The sequence below is a fragment of the Actinophytocola sp. genome, assembly GCF_035634895.1.
In the GTDB taxonomy this organism is placed as follows: domain Bacteria; phylum Actinomycetota; class Actinomycetes; order Mycobacteriales; family Pseudonocardiaceae; genus Actinophytocola.
On record NZ_DASQCC010000261.1, the window covers coordinates 1 to 15241 of the forward strand.

The window sequence follows — 15241 nt, forward strand, 5'->3', positions numbered from 1 at the left end:
CCGCCAAGGACCAAGCGCCCCCGTTGCCAACTCCCCGCACCACACCCCCGGCCCCACCCCGGCCCCCCGGCCCGCCCCGGTCCCCGCCCACCCCGCCCCGGCCACCCCCGAACCAGGCACGAAACCCCAGAACAGACGTCAATCAGGCAGCAGCGGCACCGACACCCCAGGATCCCGCCCCAACAGCACCGCCCGAGTAACCGCGAGCGACCCGAACCGATCCCGCACCTGATCCACGGCGGCGTCCAACGCCCCGGGCGCCACCTCCCCGAACGGCAGCATCAGCTGCACCGCCTCCTCGTCGTCCAGGTTCGCCAGCGACACCCCCACCAACGTGCACCCCCGGTCGAGCAGCATCGGCAACACGGCCCGCAGCAACCCACGAGCCGTCACCAGCAACAGCTCCGTGTCGGCGGTGGCGCGCACGAGCGTGTGCGACCGCGTGGCCCGCGCGAAGTCGGCGAACCGCAACCGCAGCACCACCGTCCGGCACGACCGCCTGGCCTTGCGCAACCGCCCGGCCACCCGGTCGACCAACTGCGCCAGCACCGCCTCCAGCTCCGCGGGCGTGTGCGTCGACCACCCGATCGCCCGCTGCGCCCCGATCGACCGGCGCCGCTGGCCCACCCGCACCGGCCGCGGGTCCTGGTTGTGCGCCAACGCGTGCAGGTGCCGCCCGGAGGCCTTGCCGAGCATTGCCGTCAGCGTCGACTCGCTCAGCTTCGCCACCTGGCCGACCGTCGCGATGCCGCGGTCGCGCAACTTGGCGGACGTCACCTTGCCGACGCCCCACAGCCGCTCCACCGGCAGGGGATGCAGGAACTCGAGCTCCCCCCACGGCGGCACCACCAGGAGACCGTCCGGCTTGGCGACCCCGCTGGCGACCTTGGCGAGGAACTTCGTGCGCGCCACGCCGATGGTGATCGGGAGCCCCACCCGCTCCCGCACCGCACCGCGCAGCCGCTCGGCGATCGCCTCCGGCGAGCCTGCGATCCTCCGCAGGCCACCCACCTCCAGAAACGCCTCGTCGATCGACAACCCCTCCACCAGCGGCGTGGTGTCCCGGAACACCTCGAACACGGCCTTGCTCGCGGCCGAGTACGCCGCCATCCTCGGCGGCACGACGATCGCCTGCGGGCACAGCCGCAACGCCCGCGCGCCACCCATCGCGGTCCGCACGCCGAGCCGCTTGGCCTCGTAGCTCGCGGCCAGCACCACGCCGCCGCCCACGATCACCGGGCGGCCACGCAGCTCGGGGTTGTCCCGCTGCTCGACCGACGCGTAGAACGCGTCCAGGTCCGCATGGAGGATCGTCGCCAGACTCACGAACATATGTTCGCATCAGGCACCGACAAAGAACACCCCATCGGCTCGTGACCTGGGCAGACCCCTCGACCGTCGCCAGGGTCGCACAGTGCGGGGCGCCGAGCCGGGACGGCCGCCGACGGCCATGTGCCACACCGGGATCCGCCACCTGGACGAGCCGGCCCACGGCGGCGGTTTCGAACAGGGACACGCACGTCTTCCGACTGGTGAGACGAAGTTGATCATGGCCCTACGCTGCGGGTGATCGCACCGGTATGGTCTCCCGGTGGACGTCGACCCGCGCACCAGTGTCAACGACGGCGAGACCGATGAGCGCGAGCACGGCGGCGAGAGTGCGCTCGGCATCGACGTGCGTGCGGCCTTGCTTCCCATCCTCTGGAGTCAGTCGTCGCCTCGCGTGGGGATGCTCGAGGCGGTGCCGCACTGGCCCGTGGCCGCCGGGAGACTGCATCTCGCGTTGGCGGTGGTCGCGCGCATGCCGAGCGGCTCGGTCGGGATCTATCACGTCGCGCACCATCAGGTCGGGGAGTTCTCCTTCGACGAGCTGATGGCCGAGGCCTGCGAGACCCTCGCCGCCGGACTGGAGGTGCACAGCCGGCCGGCCGGCGACGGGCAGCTGTTCTCGCTGTCCGGCATGTTCGTCGCCGCCGCCGTCTGCTTACCGGCCTTCTACCGCCTGCTCGCCGAGGCCACCGGCGCGAAGCGGCTCGTCGTCGGGCTGCCCGGTCCGGACGAGGTTCACGTGGCCGCCGCCGGCTCACCCGCGGAAGCGACCGTCCGTCAGGCGGTGAGTGACTCCGAGTATCCGGTCTCCGAACTCGTTCCCTGCGTGTTGACCATCGAGGGCGATCACATCGAGATCAGTTACGAGCGCGACTGACATCCACCTGAAAGATGCGCGCCAATAACTCGTTCCCGTGAATTCTCACCGGAAACCCATCGCCCGAATAGCCTAGCTTCACTCAGACCGGGGAGAGACAGTGCCACCTGATCATCGCTAGCGTCGGAACCGCTTTCGCAGCAAGCGAATGAGATGGAGGGACAATGATCCTCGTCAACCTGACTGTCGCCGTTGGAATCGTCTGGGCCTGGTGGTTCCGCTGCCCCTGACCGGTGAACAGCTGATTCCGTAAAAGGCGCCCGGACCGATCGCCCCCTCGCACGGTCCGGGCGCCGAAATCTCGCGCTCATTCCGTGCCCAACCAGCCGATCGCATCCACCCGAAGCCCGGCCGGCACCACCCTGCGCAGTGCCGCCTCCACCGACCGCACCTCCTCCTCACCCAACGCCGCCACCCACTCCCCCCGCAGCCGGTCGAAGATCGCGGCCGAGCGGTTCAGCAGGTCGACCCCCAGCGCCGTCAGGCGGACCACCTTCGCCCGGCCGTCCTCGGTGGACGCCGCCCGCTCCACGTACCCCAGCCGCACCAGCCGGTCGACCGTCTTCCCCGCCGCCTGCTTCGACACGCCCAGCCGCCGGCCCAGCTCCGCCGCCGTCACCCCACCCGCGCCGATCGCCTGCAGTGCGAACCCGTGCGCCGGCCGCGCCTCGGCGTGCCCTTGCCGGGCCAGCTCCTCGTGCAGCCTGTCGATCAGCGTGCGGAAGCCGCCGAACAGCAGCAGGGGCAGCTCATAACCGGGCGTCACGAAACCCATTGTCAACCTAGACAACCTCGTTTACCATTTGGTCAACCACATTGTCTATCCGACCAAGGGGAAGACGTGTTCGTCGACCACACCATCGAGACCGCGCCCGAGGCCGCTCGCCGGACCCTCGCGGCCACCGAGAAGCGCTTCGGCTACCTGCCCGCCGCGAGCGCCCGCCTCGCCGAGGCGCCCCTGCTCCTCGACGGGTTCCTCAAGCTCAGCGCCATGTTCGAGACCACCAGTCTCGACCCGCTCGCCCGCGAGACAGTGGTCATGACCATGGCCACCCGCAACGGCTGCCACGTCTGCGTCGCCATCCACACGGCGACGCTCCGGCGACTCGACGCCCCGGCGGCACTCGTCCAGGCCCTGCGGGACGACAAGCCCCTGCCGGACGAACGCCTTCAGGCGGTCCGCGACTTCACCCACACGGTGCTCGACACGGCCGGCGCGGTGCCAGACGAGGCACTCACCGCGTTCCTCACCGCCGGGTTCACCCGTCAGCAGGCGCTCGAGGTGGTGCTCGGCATCGGCACGTACACGATGTCCACGCTCGCGAACCGCCTCACCCGCGCACCGCTCGACGAGCCGATGGCGCCGTTCGCCTGGGCGCCTGCCACGTGAACACCACCATCGGCCGGGTGTCGACGGCGAACTCGAACTCCTGCCGCCAACCCGCCTGCCGGTACATCGTCGCGGCCGGCGCCTCGGGGTGGGTGGCGAGCCAGGCGGCCGGCCACTCCTCGACGTACCTGGTCAGCAGCGCCCGTCCGATGCCCCGCCGCTGGTGCCGCGGGTCGACCATCAGCTCCGCGACCACCACCGCGGGCGCGACCAGCCGCTGCGCGATCTCCGGTGGGGCGGCCGCGGCCAGCGCGTCGTCGAACGGCGAGCCGCTCGCCAGCTCACGACCGGCCGGCCAGCCGTAGATCGCGCCGACGAGCTCGTCGCCGTCCGACACGAGCACCCCGCCGGCCCCCGGGTTCGACACGTGTCCGTCGAGCCGGTCGTGGAACCGGGCCAACCGCTCCTCCGGCTCCAACCACGGCGGCGTGGAGAAGCACTGCCGGTAGAGGCGTTCGAGCTGCCCCGCACAGGCGGCCAGCTCGAACGCCTCCACGGCGCGGACGGCGATGGCGCGGCTCACATCCCGCAGGCTATCCCGGAATCAGTGGTCATCGCCGCCATGTCCGTGACGATCCTCGTCCTCGCCACCGCGGCCACGGTCGTCCCGACCACGCTGGTGGTCGTCGGTGGCGCGGGTGTCCTGGTCGACGCGGGTGACGGCACCCGTCTCCGCGTCGACCCGGATGTCGTAGGTGTTGCCGTCCCGCGCGGTGACCTCGACCTTCCACTCGACCCGGCCGTGCTCCACCTCGCGCTCGACCTCGTGCACGGTGCCGCCCACGCGCTCGACCACGATCCGGCTCGCGTCCGCGGCGCTCAGCGAGCCCGCGGGGACGGAGGTGGACTCCGGCGTCCGCGTCTGCGTCGGCTCGGAGGTGAGGGTCGGCCCGGGAGAGGACTCCGTGGTCGCGGTGGACTCGGGCGTGGACTCGGATGTCGGCGCGGAGGTCGACGCGAACGTCGGCACCGACGGCGTGGCGGCCGACGTGTCGTCCGAGGAGTTCGACAACGCGAACGCGGTACCGGTCGAGAGGATCAACGCGCCGGCGGCAATGGCTCCAACAATCAGTTTCCTGTTCATGTCCGCCACGATGCCGAGACGGGGCCTATGGCCGCACTGCCCGACGGTTAACGCGGCGCTAAGAGCTGAACGACCACCCGCAGCCCACCGAGCCCGGACCGGTCCAGCGCCACGGAACCACCCGTCCGCTCGGCCGCCCGCCGCACGATGTCCAACCCCAACCCGCTGGACCCGGTCCCACTCACCCCGCGCCGCACCACGTCACCGTCCGGCAGGCCAGGCCCGCCGTCCTCGACCGTCAACGCCGCGCCATCCGCAAGGGTGGCCAGCGCCACCCGGAAGGCCGTGCCGTTCGGAGTGTGCGCGAACACGTTGCCCAGCAAGGCGTCCACACAGGCCTCCAGGTCGGCACGCGCCAGCCCCACCGGCAGCGGCCCCGGCGCGACGTCGACCGTCATGTCCCGTTCGGTGTCCTCGGCAAGCACCGCCCAGAACGCGACCCGGTCGGCCACGACCTCGGCCGCGTCCGCGACGGCCGGCGTGCCACGCCGGCGGGCCTGCTGGATCACCTCGGTGACCGCCCGGTTGACCGCCTCCACGCCGGTGGCGATCCGCGCGGCGTCCGCGGGATCGCCGAGCGCGTCCGCCTCCATCCGCAGCGAGGTCAACGGCGTGCGCACGCGGTGCGACAGGTCGGCGATCGTCTCGCGTTCCTCCCGCAGCGCCTCCGCGATCCGCGCGGCGAGCCCGTTCAGCGCGGTCGCGACCACGCCCAGCTCACCCGGCGCCGCGGTGTCCGCCCTGGCCGTCAGCTCCCCACGGCCGAGCCGGTGCGACACCGCCGCGAGGTTCACCGTGGACCGGACGAACGTCCGCGCGAGCCGGTCCGCGACCAGCAGGCTGACCAGCAGCAACGCGATCCCGAGACCACCGAGCAGCAACCACGCGCGCGGCACGCCGGCCGCCAGCGCGGTGTCGGACACGAACGTGCGGATCACCGCGGGCGCCGCCCCCGGCCGGTCGACGGAGAACACGATCTCCTGCCCACCCGGCACGTCGCCCGACCGGCTGAAGCCGTGCTCGGCCAGCGTGACCAGCGGCGACCGCGCGGCCCGCGCGCCGAGCACGTCACCGTCGAGGAACACCGACACCTCGTACGGCGAGCTCGCGTCGACCTCCCGGACGCTGTCGGCGAGCGCGTCCCGGTCGGTGGTGGCGACGAGCGAGGTCAGCGCCTGTGCCTCGACCGTCGCACGCTGCACGGCCCGGTCCGCGGCCACGTTCTTGACCAGCAACGCGAGCGGCACGAGGAACGCGACCAGCACGAGCGTGGTGGCCGCGGCGACGAGCAGCAGAACGCGACGGCGCACGTCAGCCCTCCGGTGCCGTGAGCCGCACACCGACGCCGCGGACCGCGTGGAGGTAGCGGGGTGCCAGCGCGGTCTCGCCGAGCTTGCGGCGCAGCCACGACAGGTGCACGTCGACGGTCTTGTCGGCGCCGCCGTAGGGCAGCTGCCAGACCTCGGTGAGCAGCTCACGCTTGCCGACCACCTCGCCGGCCCGCACGGCGAGGTAGTGCAGCAGGTCGAACTCGCGTGGCGTCAGCTCGATCTCGCGGTCGTCGAGGGTCGCCCGGCGGCCACGCGGGTCGACGGTCAGGCCGCCGACGGTGACGGTCGGGTCCTTGTCCTCACCACCGCGCCGGCGCAGCACCGCGCGGATGCGGGCGTCGAGCTGGGCGACGCCGAACGGCTTGACCACGTAGTCGTCCGCGCCGGCGTCGAGCACCGTGACGATCTCGCTCTCGTCGTCGCGGGCGGTCGCGACGACGACCGGCACGTCGGACACGCCGCGCAGCATCCGCAGCATGGCCGTGCCGTCGAGGTCGGGCAGTCCGAGGTCGAGCACGACGACGTCCGGACGCGCGCTGACCGCCTGTTCGAGGCCGGCCATGGCGGTCGGCGCGGAGACCACCGCGTGGCCGCGCTCGGTGAGGCCGCGGATGATCGACGAGCGGATCGTCGCGTCGTCCTCGACGACGAGTACCTGGGCCATGTCCGAACCGTAGCGGCTCGCGGGGGCGGCCGGCCGGCACATAGGACGACGTTAGGAGTGTCTTAACCGTCGCCGGCGGCATACTGGGTGCCGTGCGCCTGACGACGGGATTCGTGCTGTGGGTCGTGGCGGCCGCCGCCGCGACCGCGGTCGGGCTCGCCGCCGTGGCCGCGATCGGCACGGACATCTTCGGCGCCGGGCAGGACCCGCTGAGCGAGTCCGAAGTGGACGAACTGCTCGCGAGCCGGTCCCAGGCGCCGACCACGACACCGACCACGACGTCGTCATCTCCGACGACCACGACGGCGTCCTCGGCCACCACCCCGCCACCGCCGGCCGAGCTGCCGACGGTGACCGCGGGCGGCACGGTGATCTCGCGCTGCACGACGACAGGGCTGGTGGAGATCCTGTCCGCCACGCCGGCACAGGGCTACCAGGTGGAGCAGGAGGACCACGAGCTCGACGACCACCCGTCGGTGAAGTTCACCAGCGGTCGGCAGAAGGTCGAGGTCCGCCTGCGTTGCGTGAACGGCGTCCCGAACCCCGAGATCAAGTACGACGACTGACCAGAGCCGGAACTCCGGAGCAGGTCGTCGGCAACCTGGACAGGGAGCGGCTCAGCTCAGCCCCGTCTTCTCCTCCAGCCGGTCCAGGCGCGCAAGCAGCGGCTTCAGCGCCTGCCCCACCGCCGCCGCGACACCGCCCTCGTTGGCCTGCAGGTGGACGTATCCCGCCAGCGCGGCCGACACGACGTGCCGCACCTGCTTCGGCTCCACCCCCAACCCACGCAGCAGCCGGCCAGCCGCACCGTCCTGCTCCGCGACCAGGCCGAGCAGGAGGTGCTCGCACCCCACGTAGTTGTGGCCGAGGGTGAGCGCTTCGGTCACGGTCAGCTCGAGCGCGTTCGCCGCAGTCAGGCTCATCCTGGCCGCGGTCGCCTCGGCCACCTCCTCCCGCGGCAGTTGCCGCAGGTCCTGGAGCACCCGCGCGGGGTCCACGTCCATCGACCGCAACACGTGCAGCGCCAGGTTCGAGCCCTCGGTCAGCATGCCGGCCAGCAGGTCCCGGGTGCCGACCTCGGCCGCACGCCGGTCCCCGGCCGCGCTGATCGCGAGCTTCATCGCGTTCCTCGCCCGCTCGGTGAACGACGTCAGCCCGGCCGTCGGGTCCGCGCCGCCGAGGTCCCGGACGGCACGGATCGCCAACACCCGCTTGACCGACTGCTCCAGCACCCGCTGGCAGATCGCCGAGACCGGCAGCCCGATCTCCTTCACACTGTCGGCGAGGTCGTCCGGCAGGTACACGTTAATCTTCGGCATGCCCCCATGTATACCCCCATTAGGGGTTACACGGCAACCAGGGATTCCGTCAGCAGGCCCGCGCGGGCGAGCGCCGGCCGCACGCCCTCGCCGAACCAGTACGCCTCCTCCAGGTGCGGGTAGCCGGAGAAGATGAACTCCTCGACGCCGAGCGCGTGGTACTCGGCGATCCGCTCCGCGACCTCCTCGTGGCTGCCGACGAGCGCGGTGCCGGCGCCGCCGCGCACGAGGCCGACACCCGCCCACAGGTTCGGATGGATCTCCAGGGAGTGCGCGTCGCCGTCGTGGGATCCGTTGTGCAGCGCGACCATCCGCCGCTGCCCCTCCGACTCGCTCGCCGCGAGCTGCTCCTGCGCCCGCCGAACCTGCACGGGATCCAGTGCGTCCAACAGCTTCTGCGCCTCGCGCCACGCCTCCTCCCCGGTGTCACGGGAGATCGTGTGCAGGCGGATGCCGAACCGGATGTCCCGGTCGCCTGCCAGGTCCCGCACTCGCCCGATCTTGTCCGCGACCTGCGCGGGCGGCTCGCCCCACGTCAGGTACACGTCCGCGTGCCGCGCCGCGACGGGCAGCGCGGCCGGCGACGACCCGCCGAAGTAGACCTTCGGCAACGGGTCCGGCGGCGCCAGCAGCGTCGCGCCCTCGACCGACAGGTGCTCGCCGGCGAAGTCGAACGGCCTGCCGCTCCACACGCCCCGCACGATCGACAGGAACTCGTCGGTCCGCGCGTACCGGGCGTCGTGGTCGTGAAAGTCGCCGAACCTGCGCTGCTCGACGGCGTCCCCACCGGTCACCACGTTCAGCAGCAGCCGGCCGCCCGAGATCCGTTGGTAGGTCGACGCCATCTGCGCGGCGAGCGTCGGCGAGATCACGCCGGGGCGGAACGCGACGAGGAACTTCAGCCGCCTGGTCTCGCGGATCAGCGCCGCCGTCGTCAGCCACGCGTCCTCGCACCACGTGCCGGTCGGGGTGAGGACACCCTCGAAGCCGAGCTGCTCGGCCGACCGCGCGATCTGTGCCAGGTAGTCGATGTCGGGCGGCCGGGACGCCACCGGGCCGAGCGACTTGTTGGCGTGGAAGCGTTCCACGATCGTACGGCCGTCGCCGGAGGTCGGCAGGAACCAGTGGAGGTGAACGGTCATCGGCTCATCCTTTGTTCAGGTCGTTGGCGTAGCGCCGGTCCACGAACCTCGCGAAGTCGACCTTGCCGGGCAGCACGCCGTCCTCGGTGAAGGCGTCCGCGAGGTCCTGTTCGGACCTGGTCACCGTGTCGTCGAGCGGCACCGGCAGGTCCGGACCGGCCTCGACGGTCGCCCGGGCGACCTCGATCGACAGTCCGGTCTCCTTCGCCCATGCCCGCGCCCACTCCTCGCGGTGCGTGTCCGCCCACCGGTCGGCCTTCGCGTGCCGCACGACGAAGTCCCGGATGGCGCTGTTGAGCCCGGGGTCGGACAGCGACCTGGTGCCGCCGACGATGAAGGTGTAGCCGTTGGCCGTGCCCCGGCCGTCGGCGAGCACGCGTGCCCTGGACTCCAGCTTCGCCTGGGAGGTGTAGGGGTCCCACACCGCCCACGCGTCGACCTGGTGCTGGTTGAACGCGCCGTACGCGTCGGCCGGCTGCAGGAACGACAGCTTGACGTCCTTCGTGGACAGTCCGGCCTTGCGCAGGTTGTACAGGACCTGGCCGTGCGCGGAGCTGCCCTTCGACACGGCGATCGTCCTGCCCCTGAGGTCCTTGACCGTCCTCAGCGGCGAGTCCTTCGGCACCAGGATGGCGTCGCTCTCCACGTTGCCCTGGGAGCCGGCCACGACGGCGATCTTCGCGTTGGCCGCCGCGGCGAAGATCGGCGGTGTGTTGCCGACGCGGCCCACGTCGACACCGCCTGCCGAGATGGCCTCCAGCTCCGGCGGGCCGGACGTGAAGGTCGACCACTCGATCCGGTACGGCAGGTCGGCCAGCAGGCCGGCCGCGGTCAGCAGTGCCTTCGAGCCGCCTTTCTGGTCGCCGACCCGCAAGGTCACCCTGGACAGCTCGGCGGCGCTCACCGGCGTGGGCACGCTCGCCTTCGTGGGTTCGGTCGAGGTGCCGCACGCGGCCAGCGCGAGCAACGCCAGGAGGGAAACTGCCTTACGCAGGCGCATGATCGGTCACTCCAAGGTCGGTGAGCACGCGGGCCCGCACGTCGAGGTGGTCGGCGAGCCGGCGCGGACGGGCGTTGGCCAGTTCGTGTTCGGCGACGATCGCGCCGCCGTCGAGGATGAGCACGCGGTCGGCGAGCAGCAGCGCCTCGTCGACGTCGTGGGTGACGAGCAGGACACTCGGCCGGTGGGTCTCCCACAGGTCGACGACGAGCGAGTGCATGGCGAGCCGGGTCAGCGCGTCCAGCGCGCCGAACGGCTCGTCGAGCAGCAGCAGGTCGGGCTCGCGAACCAGTGCTCTGGCAAGGGAGACACGCTGCGCCTCGCCGCCGGACAGCGTCCGGGGCCAGGCGTCGGCGTGGTCGGCGAGCCGCACCTCGGCGAGCGCCTGCCCGGCGAGCGCGCGGTCGCGACCACGCCCACGCAGGCCGAGCACGACGTTGCGCCACACCGTGCGCCAGGGCAGCAGCCGTGGTTGCTGGAACGCGACGGACACCGTGCCGTGCACGCCGACCTGTCCGTCCACGTCGGCGTCGAGACCGGCGAGCACGCGCAGCAGCGTGGATTTCCCTGAGCCGCTGCGGCCGAGCAGTGCCACGAACTCGCCCGTCCCGATCCGCAGGTCGAGCCGTGACAGCACTTCCCTGTCGGCGAAGCGTTTGGTCAGCCCGCGGACCTCGACGGTCAGCCCCTCCGCCACCGCAGGGCCCTCCTCTCGATGAGCCGGACGAGCGCGTCGGTGACGAGCCCGAGCACGGCGTAGACGACGAGTCCCACGACGATGACGTCGGTGCGGAGGAACTCGCGGGCGTTGTTGATCAGGTAGCCGAGGCCGGCGTCCGCGTTGACGGTCTCGCCGACGATCAGCGCGAGCCACGCGATGCCGAGCGACTGCCGCAGTCCCACCAGGGTCTGCGGGACGGCCGAGGGCAGAACGACGTGCCAGAGCCGTTCCCAGCGGGTGAAGCCGAGCGCGGTGGTGGCCTCGACGAGCTGGTCGTCGACGTTGCGGATGCCCGAGTGCACGTTGAGGTACAAGGGAAACGCCACGCCGAGCGCGACCAGGACGATCTTCGGCTGCTCGCCGATGCCGAACCACAGGATGAACAGCGGGATGAGGCCGAGGAACGGCAGCGTGCGCAGCATCTGCACGGGTGGGTCGATGAGCACGTTGCCCCAGTCCGACAGTCCCGCGACGATGCCGAGCACGAGCGCGACCGCGGCGCCGCAGACGAACCCGATGCCGACCCGGGTGATCGAGACGGCGAACGCGTCGCCCAGCTCCCCGGATCTCGCGGTGTCGACGCCCGCCCGCAACACGGTCCACGGTGAGCTGAGCTTGTCCGGCGGCAGGATTCCCGTGGCCGACGCCACCTGCCACAGGGCGACGAGCGCGATCGGGCTGAGCCATCGCCGCAGGTCAGGCAGGCGCCGCTTGTTCCGGGTGGTCGCGGGCGGGGCCGCGACCCGTTCCAGCAGCTCCACAGTGGACATTGGTTCCTCTCGCGGGCATGCCGGGGAGCGCGCCGATCCATGGGCGCGCGACGAAAGAGCTCGATGCGGTGGTGGCTACTGGACTACCGGGAACACGCCTGGGCGCACACCCGAACGAAGTCGACGTGGCGTCGCTTGGTCAGGGCAGGGGTCACGTCTCGAATCGCAACACCCCGCGCACGCCTGGTCAACGGTGCGGGAAAAGCGTCCAGAACCTGGGATCAGCCGACCCGCCGGGCGAGCCACGCCTCGTACTCGGAGTTGTCGGGCGGGGTGGCCTCGATGACCTCGTCGAGGAGCGTGCGGGCCGTGGCGAGCCCGTCGATGGCGACCGTGATGCGGTCACGCTCGTTTCGCAGGTGCGGCAACAACTCCGGGCAGCCGGGCGCGAGCCCGTCGCCGGTGTCGACCATGCAGGGCAGGACGTTCCTGATGAACCTGGTGTTGAGACCGGCCTCGAGCAGCATCCGCACATGTCGCACGACGTCCACATCGGACTCCGCGTAGACGCGGTAGCCGGCCGGGGTGCGTTCGGGCCCGAGCAGGCCCTGCTCCTCGTAGTACCGCAGCGACCGCTCGCTGACCCCGGTACGCCTGGCGAGTTCCCCGATCCGCATGCTTGACCTTAACACCGGCGTGAGGCTTTAACGTCCGAGCCATGACGGAACCCATGACAGTGCTCGGACTCGGCCCGATGGGCCATGCGATCGCGGCCGCGATGGCAGCCGCCGGCCACCCGACGACGGTGTGGAACCGGACGGCCGGCCGCCCGACGCCGGAGGGCTGCGTCCGCGCACCCGACCTGGCGGCGGCGGTGACCGCCGGTCCGACCGTGGTCGTGTGCCTGCTCGGCTACGACGCGGTCCGGTCGGTGCTGACGCCGCTGGCGGACGTGCTGCGTGGCCGCATGCTGGTGAACGTGACGAGCGGTTCGCCGGACGCGGCCCGCGAACTGGCCGCGTGGGCGGCGTCCCACGACATCGCCTACACCGACGGCGCGATCCTGACGCCGACGCCGACGATCGGCACGCCGTCCGCCGTGACCCTCCACAGTGGACGGCCGACCGAGGTGCTGACCCCGCTCGGTGGCACGCACACCTACCTCGGCACGGACCCCGGCCGGGCGGCGGCGTTCGACGTGGCACTGCTGGACATCTTCTGGACCTCGGTGACCGGCGTCGTGCACGCGTTCGCCATGGCCCGCGCCGAGAACATCGCCGCGACCGAGCTGGCGCCGCTGGCCCGCGGCTTCGCCGGCCTGCTGCCGTTCGTGATCGACAACCACAGCGCCGGGCTGGCGTCCGGCGACCACGCCGGCGACGTCTCGAACCTCCGGTCCGCGGCGGCGGGCATGGCACACGTCGTCGAGACGGCCGAGGCCCGCGGGATCGACGCGAGCGTGCTGAGAGCGGCGCACGCGCTCACCCGGCGCGCCGTCGACGCGGGCCACGGCGCCGACGGCCTGTCCCGGCTGACCGTCGAACTGGAGCGGCATGTGCACGAAACCGCAACCCGGGGTGGGTGAACGCGGGACTCGCTAGGGGTGAACGCGGGACTCGCGGGTGGGTGGGAGCGCGGTAGCGTGGGGTGTTGGATGCGCTTACACGAGAGGGTTCGCTGGTGGGAGCACCCACGGTCTATGACGTCGCCGAGCGGGCGAACGTGTCCATCGCGACCGTGTCGCGGGTCTACCGCAACCCCGGCTCCGTGCGGGAGCGGACCAGGGACCGGGTACTGGTGGCGGCGCGTGAGCTGGGGTACGTGCCGAGCGGCAGTGCCCGCGGGCTCGCGTCCCGCAGCACCGGCGTGCTCGGCCTGTGCTTCCCGGACTACTCGGACCCGGAGATCGACGGGTCGGGTGAGGGCGACGGCTCGGGTGGGGGCGATGGGTCGGGTGAGGGGTTTGGGGAGGAGACGCTGTACGCCGATGAGATCACTCGCGGGATGGAGCGGGCGGCTCGGCGGCACGGGTACGCGTTGCTGATCGCGGCGTCGTTGGCCGATGGTCCGGAGAGTCTGGTGGCGTCGGTCGCGGGCCGGGTCGACGGGTTCGCCGTGCTGGCGCGGACGATCGCCACCGAGGACCTCGAGCTGATGGCGCGGCGGCTGCCGGTCGTGATGATCGCCGGGCCGCGCGAGATCGACCACCTGGACCACGTCGAGGTGGCGAACCAGGACGGCCAGCGTGAGCTGACCACCCACCTGATCGCGGACCACGGCCTGCGGCGGCTGGCGTTCGTCGGCGGCGCGGAGGACTCCCCCGACGCGCACGCCCGGTTCGCCGGCTTCCGGGAGGCGCTGGCGCGGGCCGGCCTCCCCGCGCCGCTGGCGCCGGACGTGCGCGGCGACTTCACCCAGGCCGGCGGGCGGGCCGCGGCGCGGCGGCTGCTCGACCACGGCCCGCTGCCGCAGGCACTTGTGTTCGCGAACGACCAGATGGCGATCGGCGCCTACGACGTGCTGGAGCGTCGCGGCGTCCGCGTCCCGGCGGACGTCGCGGTGGTCGGCTTCGACGGCATCCCGCTGGGCAGGGTCGTCCGGCCCGCCCTCACGACGGTCAGCCAGCCCATGCGGCGCCTCGGCGAGACCGCCGTGGACCTGCTCGTCGAGCGGCTGGCCGGCTCGGCCCGCGCGCCCCGGTCGGTGATGCTCCCGGTCGCACAGACCCGCCGCGCGAGTTGCGGGTGCCCGGCCGCGAGCTGAGGCCTGGACCTGCCCGTTCTTGCCCACCCCGTTGCCACGGGCCTAATGTATGCGCTTACTGATAGCGCTTACATTCACGGTTTCGGGGGGTCGCCATGACCGCACGCCAGGACTGGGAGCGACGCGTCGGTCAGCCCAGCGGCCAGCCACTCACGGGTACCGGCGCCCTGCCGCCACCCGAGGGTCTCGCCGCCACGGCCGGCACCGCGCTCGTGCAGCTCGACTGGCAACCCGTCGACGGCGCGCTCGGCTACCTGGTGCACCGCGCCACCGACCCCGACGGCCCGTTCGAGCCGCTCGACCACCTCGGCGGCGACGTGCTCGCGGTCCCCCACTCGCCCTACGCGGACACCATGGTCGAGCCCGGCCGGACCTACCACTACAAGGTCGCCACCTGGACCGAGGCGGGCGCCGGCCCGCTGTCCGGTCCCGTCGCCGCCGGACCGGACCCCGAGGGCAGCCGCACGGTGACGGTCCTGGTGAGCGCCGACGCGGAACCCGTGCCGCTGCCGGACGTCTGGCGGCGCATGATCGGCGCCGAGCACCTTTCCCTGCTGGTCTGGGCCGAGCCTGGCCCCGGCGGCGCCGACGTCGCCGCCGAGTACGCCGAGGCACTGCGGATCATGCGGGACGACCTCGGCGTGCGCAGTGTCCGCGCCCATGGCACGTTCCTGCCGGAGACCGTCTCGGTCCGGTCCGACGGCGGCTTCGACTTCGCCGGGCTGGACCGGGTCTACGACCGGTTCCTGGCCACCGGGCTGAAGCCGGTCGTCGAGCTGTCGTTCATGCCGGTCGAGCTGGCCGAGGACCCCGACTACACGGTCTTCGCCTACCGCGCGCAGGTGTCCGTGCCGCGCGACTGGGGCCGGTGGGGCGACCTCGTGCGCGAGCTGACCACACACCTGCGGCAC

General features: G+C 72.1%; 18 protein-coding genes. 6 read left to right on the forward strand and 12 right to left on the reverse strand.

Annotation, left to right across the window (positions count from 1 at the left end; translation table 11 throughout):
• Positions 1 to 138 precede the first annotated feature (138 nt).
• Complete coding sequence (gene dinB, locus VET29_RS40315) at positions 139 to 1332, reverse strand: DNA polymerase IV (RefSeq protein ID WP_324931480.1); 1194 nt, start codon at positions 1330 to 1332, stop codon at positions 139 to 141.
• A 259-nt stretch (positions 1333 to 1591) separates the two neighbouring features.
• On the opposite strand from dinB, the gene VET29_RS40320 reads away from it, so the two are divergent.
• Complete coding sequence (locus VET29_RS40320; protein WP_324931483.1) at positions 1592 to 2206, forward strand: hypothetical protein; 615 nt, start codon at positions 1592 to 1594, stop codon at positions 2204 to 2206.
• A 307-nt stretch (positions 2207 to 2513) separates the two neighbouring features.
• On the opposite strand, the gene VET29_RS40325 is transcribed toward VET29_RS40320, so the two are convergent.
• On the reverse strand, positions 2514 to 2972 hold the full coding sequence (locus VET29_RS40325; protein WP_324931488.1) for a MarR family winged helix-turn-helix transcriptional regulator: 459 nt from the start codon (positions 2970 to 2972) through the stop codon (positions 2514 to 2516).
• Positions 2973 to 3047: 75 nt separating this feature from the next.
• On the opposite strand from VET29_RS40325, the gene VET29_RS40330 reads away from it, so the two are divergent.
• Positions 3048 to 3596: a carboxymuconolactone decarboxylase family protein gene (locus VET29_RS40330; RefSeq protein ID WP_324931491.1), complete on the forward strand. Its 549-nt coding sequence runs from the start codon at positions 3048 to 3050 to the stop codon at positions 3594 to 3596.
• On the opposite strand, the gene VET29_RS40335 is transcribed toward VET29_RS40330, so the two are convergent.
• From VET29_RS40335 to VET29_RS40350, 4 genes are read right to left on the reverse strand one after another with little or no spacing between them, the layout of a single operon-like run.
• Positions 3538 to 4119, reverse strand: coding sequence for a GNAT family N-acetyltransferase (locus VET29_RS40335; RefSeq protein WP_324931494.1), 582 nt, complete (start codon positions 4117 to 4119; stop codon positions 3538 to 3540). The two genes, VET29_RS40330 and VET29_RS40335, sit on opposite strands and share 59 nt — an antisense overlap.
• Positions 4120 to 4140: 21 nt before the next feature.
• On the reverse strand, positions 4141 to 4680 hold the full coding sequence (locus VET29_RS40340) for a PepSY domain-containing protein (protein ID WP_324931496.1): 540 nt from the start codon (positions 4678 to 4680) through the stop codon (positions 4141 to 4143).
• A 47-nt stretch (positions 4681 to 4727) separates the two neighbouring features.
• Entirely contained in the window at positions 4728 to 5990 is a 1263-nt protein-coding gene (locus tag VET29_RS40345) for a HAMP domain-containing sensor histidine kinase (RefSeq protein ID WP_324931498.1), read from the reverse strand.
• A gap of 1 nt (position 5991) precedes the next feature.
• A complete protein-coding gene (locus VET29_RS40350; RefSeq protein WP_324931501.1) occupies positions 5992 to 6675 on the reverse strand; it encodes a response regulator transcription factor in 684 nt (227 codons plus the stop codon).
• A 92-nt stretch (positions 6676 to 6767) separates the two neighbouring features.
• Here VET29_RS40350 and VET29_RS40355 point away from each other — a divergent pair, with 92 nt between their 5' ends.
• Positions 6768 to 7241 carry a hypothetical protein gene (locus VET29_RS40355; RefSeq protein WP_324931504.1) on the forward strand — a complete coding sequence of 158 codons (474 nt, stop codon included), beginning with the start codon at positions 6768 to 6770 and terminating at the stop codon, positions 7239 to 7241.
• A 51-nt stretch (positions 7242 to 7292) separates the two neighbouring features.
• Here the strand turns inward: VET29_RS40355 and VET29_RS40360 are convergent, their stop codons facing one another.
• The 6 genes from VET29_RS40360 to VET29_RS40385 form a co-directional block, all read right to left on the reverse strand.
• Entirely contained in the window at positions 7293 to 7994 is a 702-nt protein-coding gene (locus tag VET29_RS40360) for a Clp protease N-terminal domain-containing protein (protein WP_324931507.1), read from the reverse strand.
• 26 nt (positions 7995 to 8020) lie between these two features.
• Positions 8021 to 9136 (reverse strand): LLM class flavin-dependent oxidoreductase, encoded by a 1116-nt coding sequence (locus tag VET29_RS40365; RefSeq protein WP_324931510.1) that lies wholly within the window; start codon positions 9134 to 9136, stop codon positions 8021 to 8023.
• 4 nt (positions 9137 to 9140) lie between these two features.
• A complete protein-coding gene (locus tag VET29_RS40370; RefSeq protein WP_324931512.1) occupies positions 9141 to 10136 on the reverse strand; it encodes an ABC transporter substrate-binding protein in 996 nt (331 codons plus the stop codon).
• Entirely contained in the window at positions 10123 to 10833 is a 711-nt protein-coding gene (locus tag VET29_RS40375) for an ABC transporter ATP-binding protein (RefSeq protein WP_324931516.1), read from the reverse strand. Before VET29_RS40375 ends, VET29_RS40370 begins: the two co-directional genes overlap by 14 nt.
• Positions 10818 to 11627 (reverse strand): ABC transporter permease, encoded by an 810-nt coding sequence (locus VET29_RS40380; protein ID WP_324931519.1) that lies wholly within the window; start codon positions 11625 to 11627, stop codon positions 10818 to 10820. Before VET29_RS40380 ends, VET29_RS40375 begins: the two co-directional genes overlap by 16 nt.
• Positions 11628 to 11848: 221 nt before the next feature.
• Entirely contained in the window at positions 11849 to 12244 is a 396-nt protein-coding gene (locus VET29_RS40385; RefSeq protein ID WP_324931521.1) for a MerR family transcriptional regulator, read from the reverse strand.
• Between the two features lie 41 nt (positions 12245 to 12285).
• Between VET29_RS40385 and VET29_RS40390 the strand changes: the two genes are divergently transcribed.
• The 3 genes from VET29_RS40390 to VET29_RS40400 form a co-directional block, all read left to right on the forward strand.
• The gene (locus VET29_RS40390; protein ID WP_324931524.1) at positions 12286 to 13152 is read left to right on the forward strand and encodes an NAD(P)-binding domain-containing protein; all 867 of its coding nucleotides are present in this window, start codon (positions 12286 to 12288) and stop codon (positions 13150 to 13152) included.
• Positions 13153 to 13247: 95 nt separating this feature from the next.
• The gene (locus tag VET29_RS40395) at positions 13248 to 14330 is read left to right on the forward strand and encodes a LacI family DNA-binding transcriptional regulator (protein ID WP_324931527.1); all 1083 of its coding nucleotides are present in this window, start codon (positions 13248 to 13250) and stop codon (positions 14328 to 14330) included.
• Between the two features lie 95 nt (positions 14331 to 14425).
• A partial coding sequence (locus tag VET29_RS40400) for a GH39 family glycosyl hydrolase (RefSeq protein ID WP_414636731.1) occupies positions 14426 to 15241 on the forward strand: 816 nt, incomplete at its 3' end.

What these genes read in the sequence shown, in the direction of transcription:
- dinB (WP_324931480.1), bottom strand. Translation starts at nt 1,332, where the DNA reads ATGTTCGTGAGTCTGGCGACGATCCTCCATGCGGACCTGGACGCGTTC.
- VET29_RS40360 (WP_324931507.1), bottom strand. Translation starts at nt 7,994, where the DNA reads ATGCCGAAGATTAACGTGTACCTGCCGGACGACCTCGCCGACAGTGTG.
- VET29_RS40340 (WP_324931496.1), bottom strand. Translation starts at nt 4,680, where the DNA reads ATGAACAGGAAACTGATTGTTGGAGCCATTGCCGCCGGCGCGTTGATC.
- VET29_RS40370 (WP_324931512.1), bottom strand. Translation starts at nt 10,136, where the DNA reads ATGCGCCTGCGTAAGGCAGTTTCCCTCCTGGCGTTGCTCGCGCTGGCC.
- VET29_RS40350 (WP_324931501.1), bottom strand. Translation starts at nt 6,675, where the DNA reads ATGGCCCAGGTACTCGTCGTCGAGGACGACGCGACGATCCGCTCGTCG.
- VET29_RS40365 (WP_324931510.1), bottom strand. Translation starts at nt 9,136, where the DNA reads ATGACCGTTCACCTCCACTGGTTCCTGCCGACCTCCGGCGACGGCCGT.
- VET29_RS40380 (WP_324931519.1), bottom strand. Translation starts at nt 11,627, where the DNA reads ATGTCCACTGTGGAGCTGCTGGAACGGGTCGCGGCCCCGCCCGCGACC.
- VET29_RS40385 (WP_324931521.1), bottom strand. Translation starts at nt 12,244, where the DNA reads ATGCGGATCGGGGAACTCGCCAGGCGTACCGGGGTCAGCGAGCGGTCG.
- VET29_RS40390 (WP_324931524.1), top strand. Translation starts at nt 12,286, where the DNA reads ATGACGGAACCCATGACAGTGCTCGGACTCGGCCCGATGGGCCATGCG.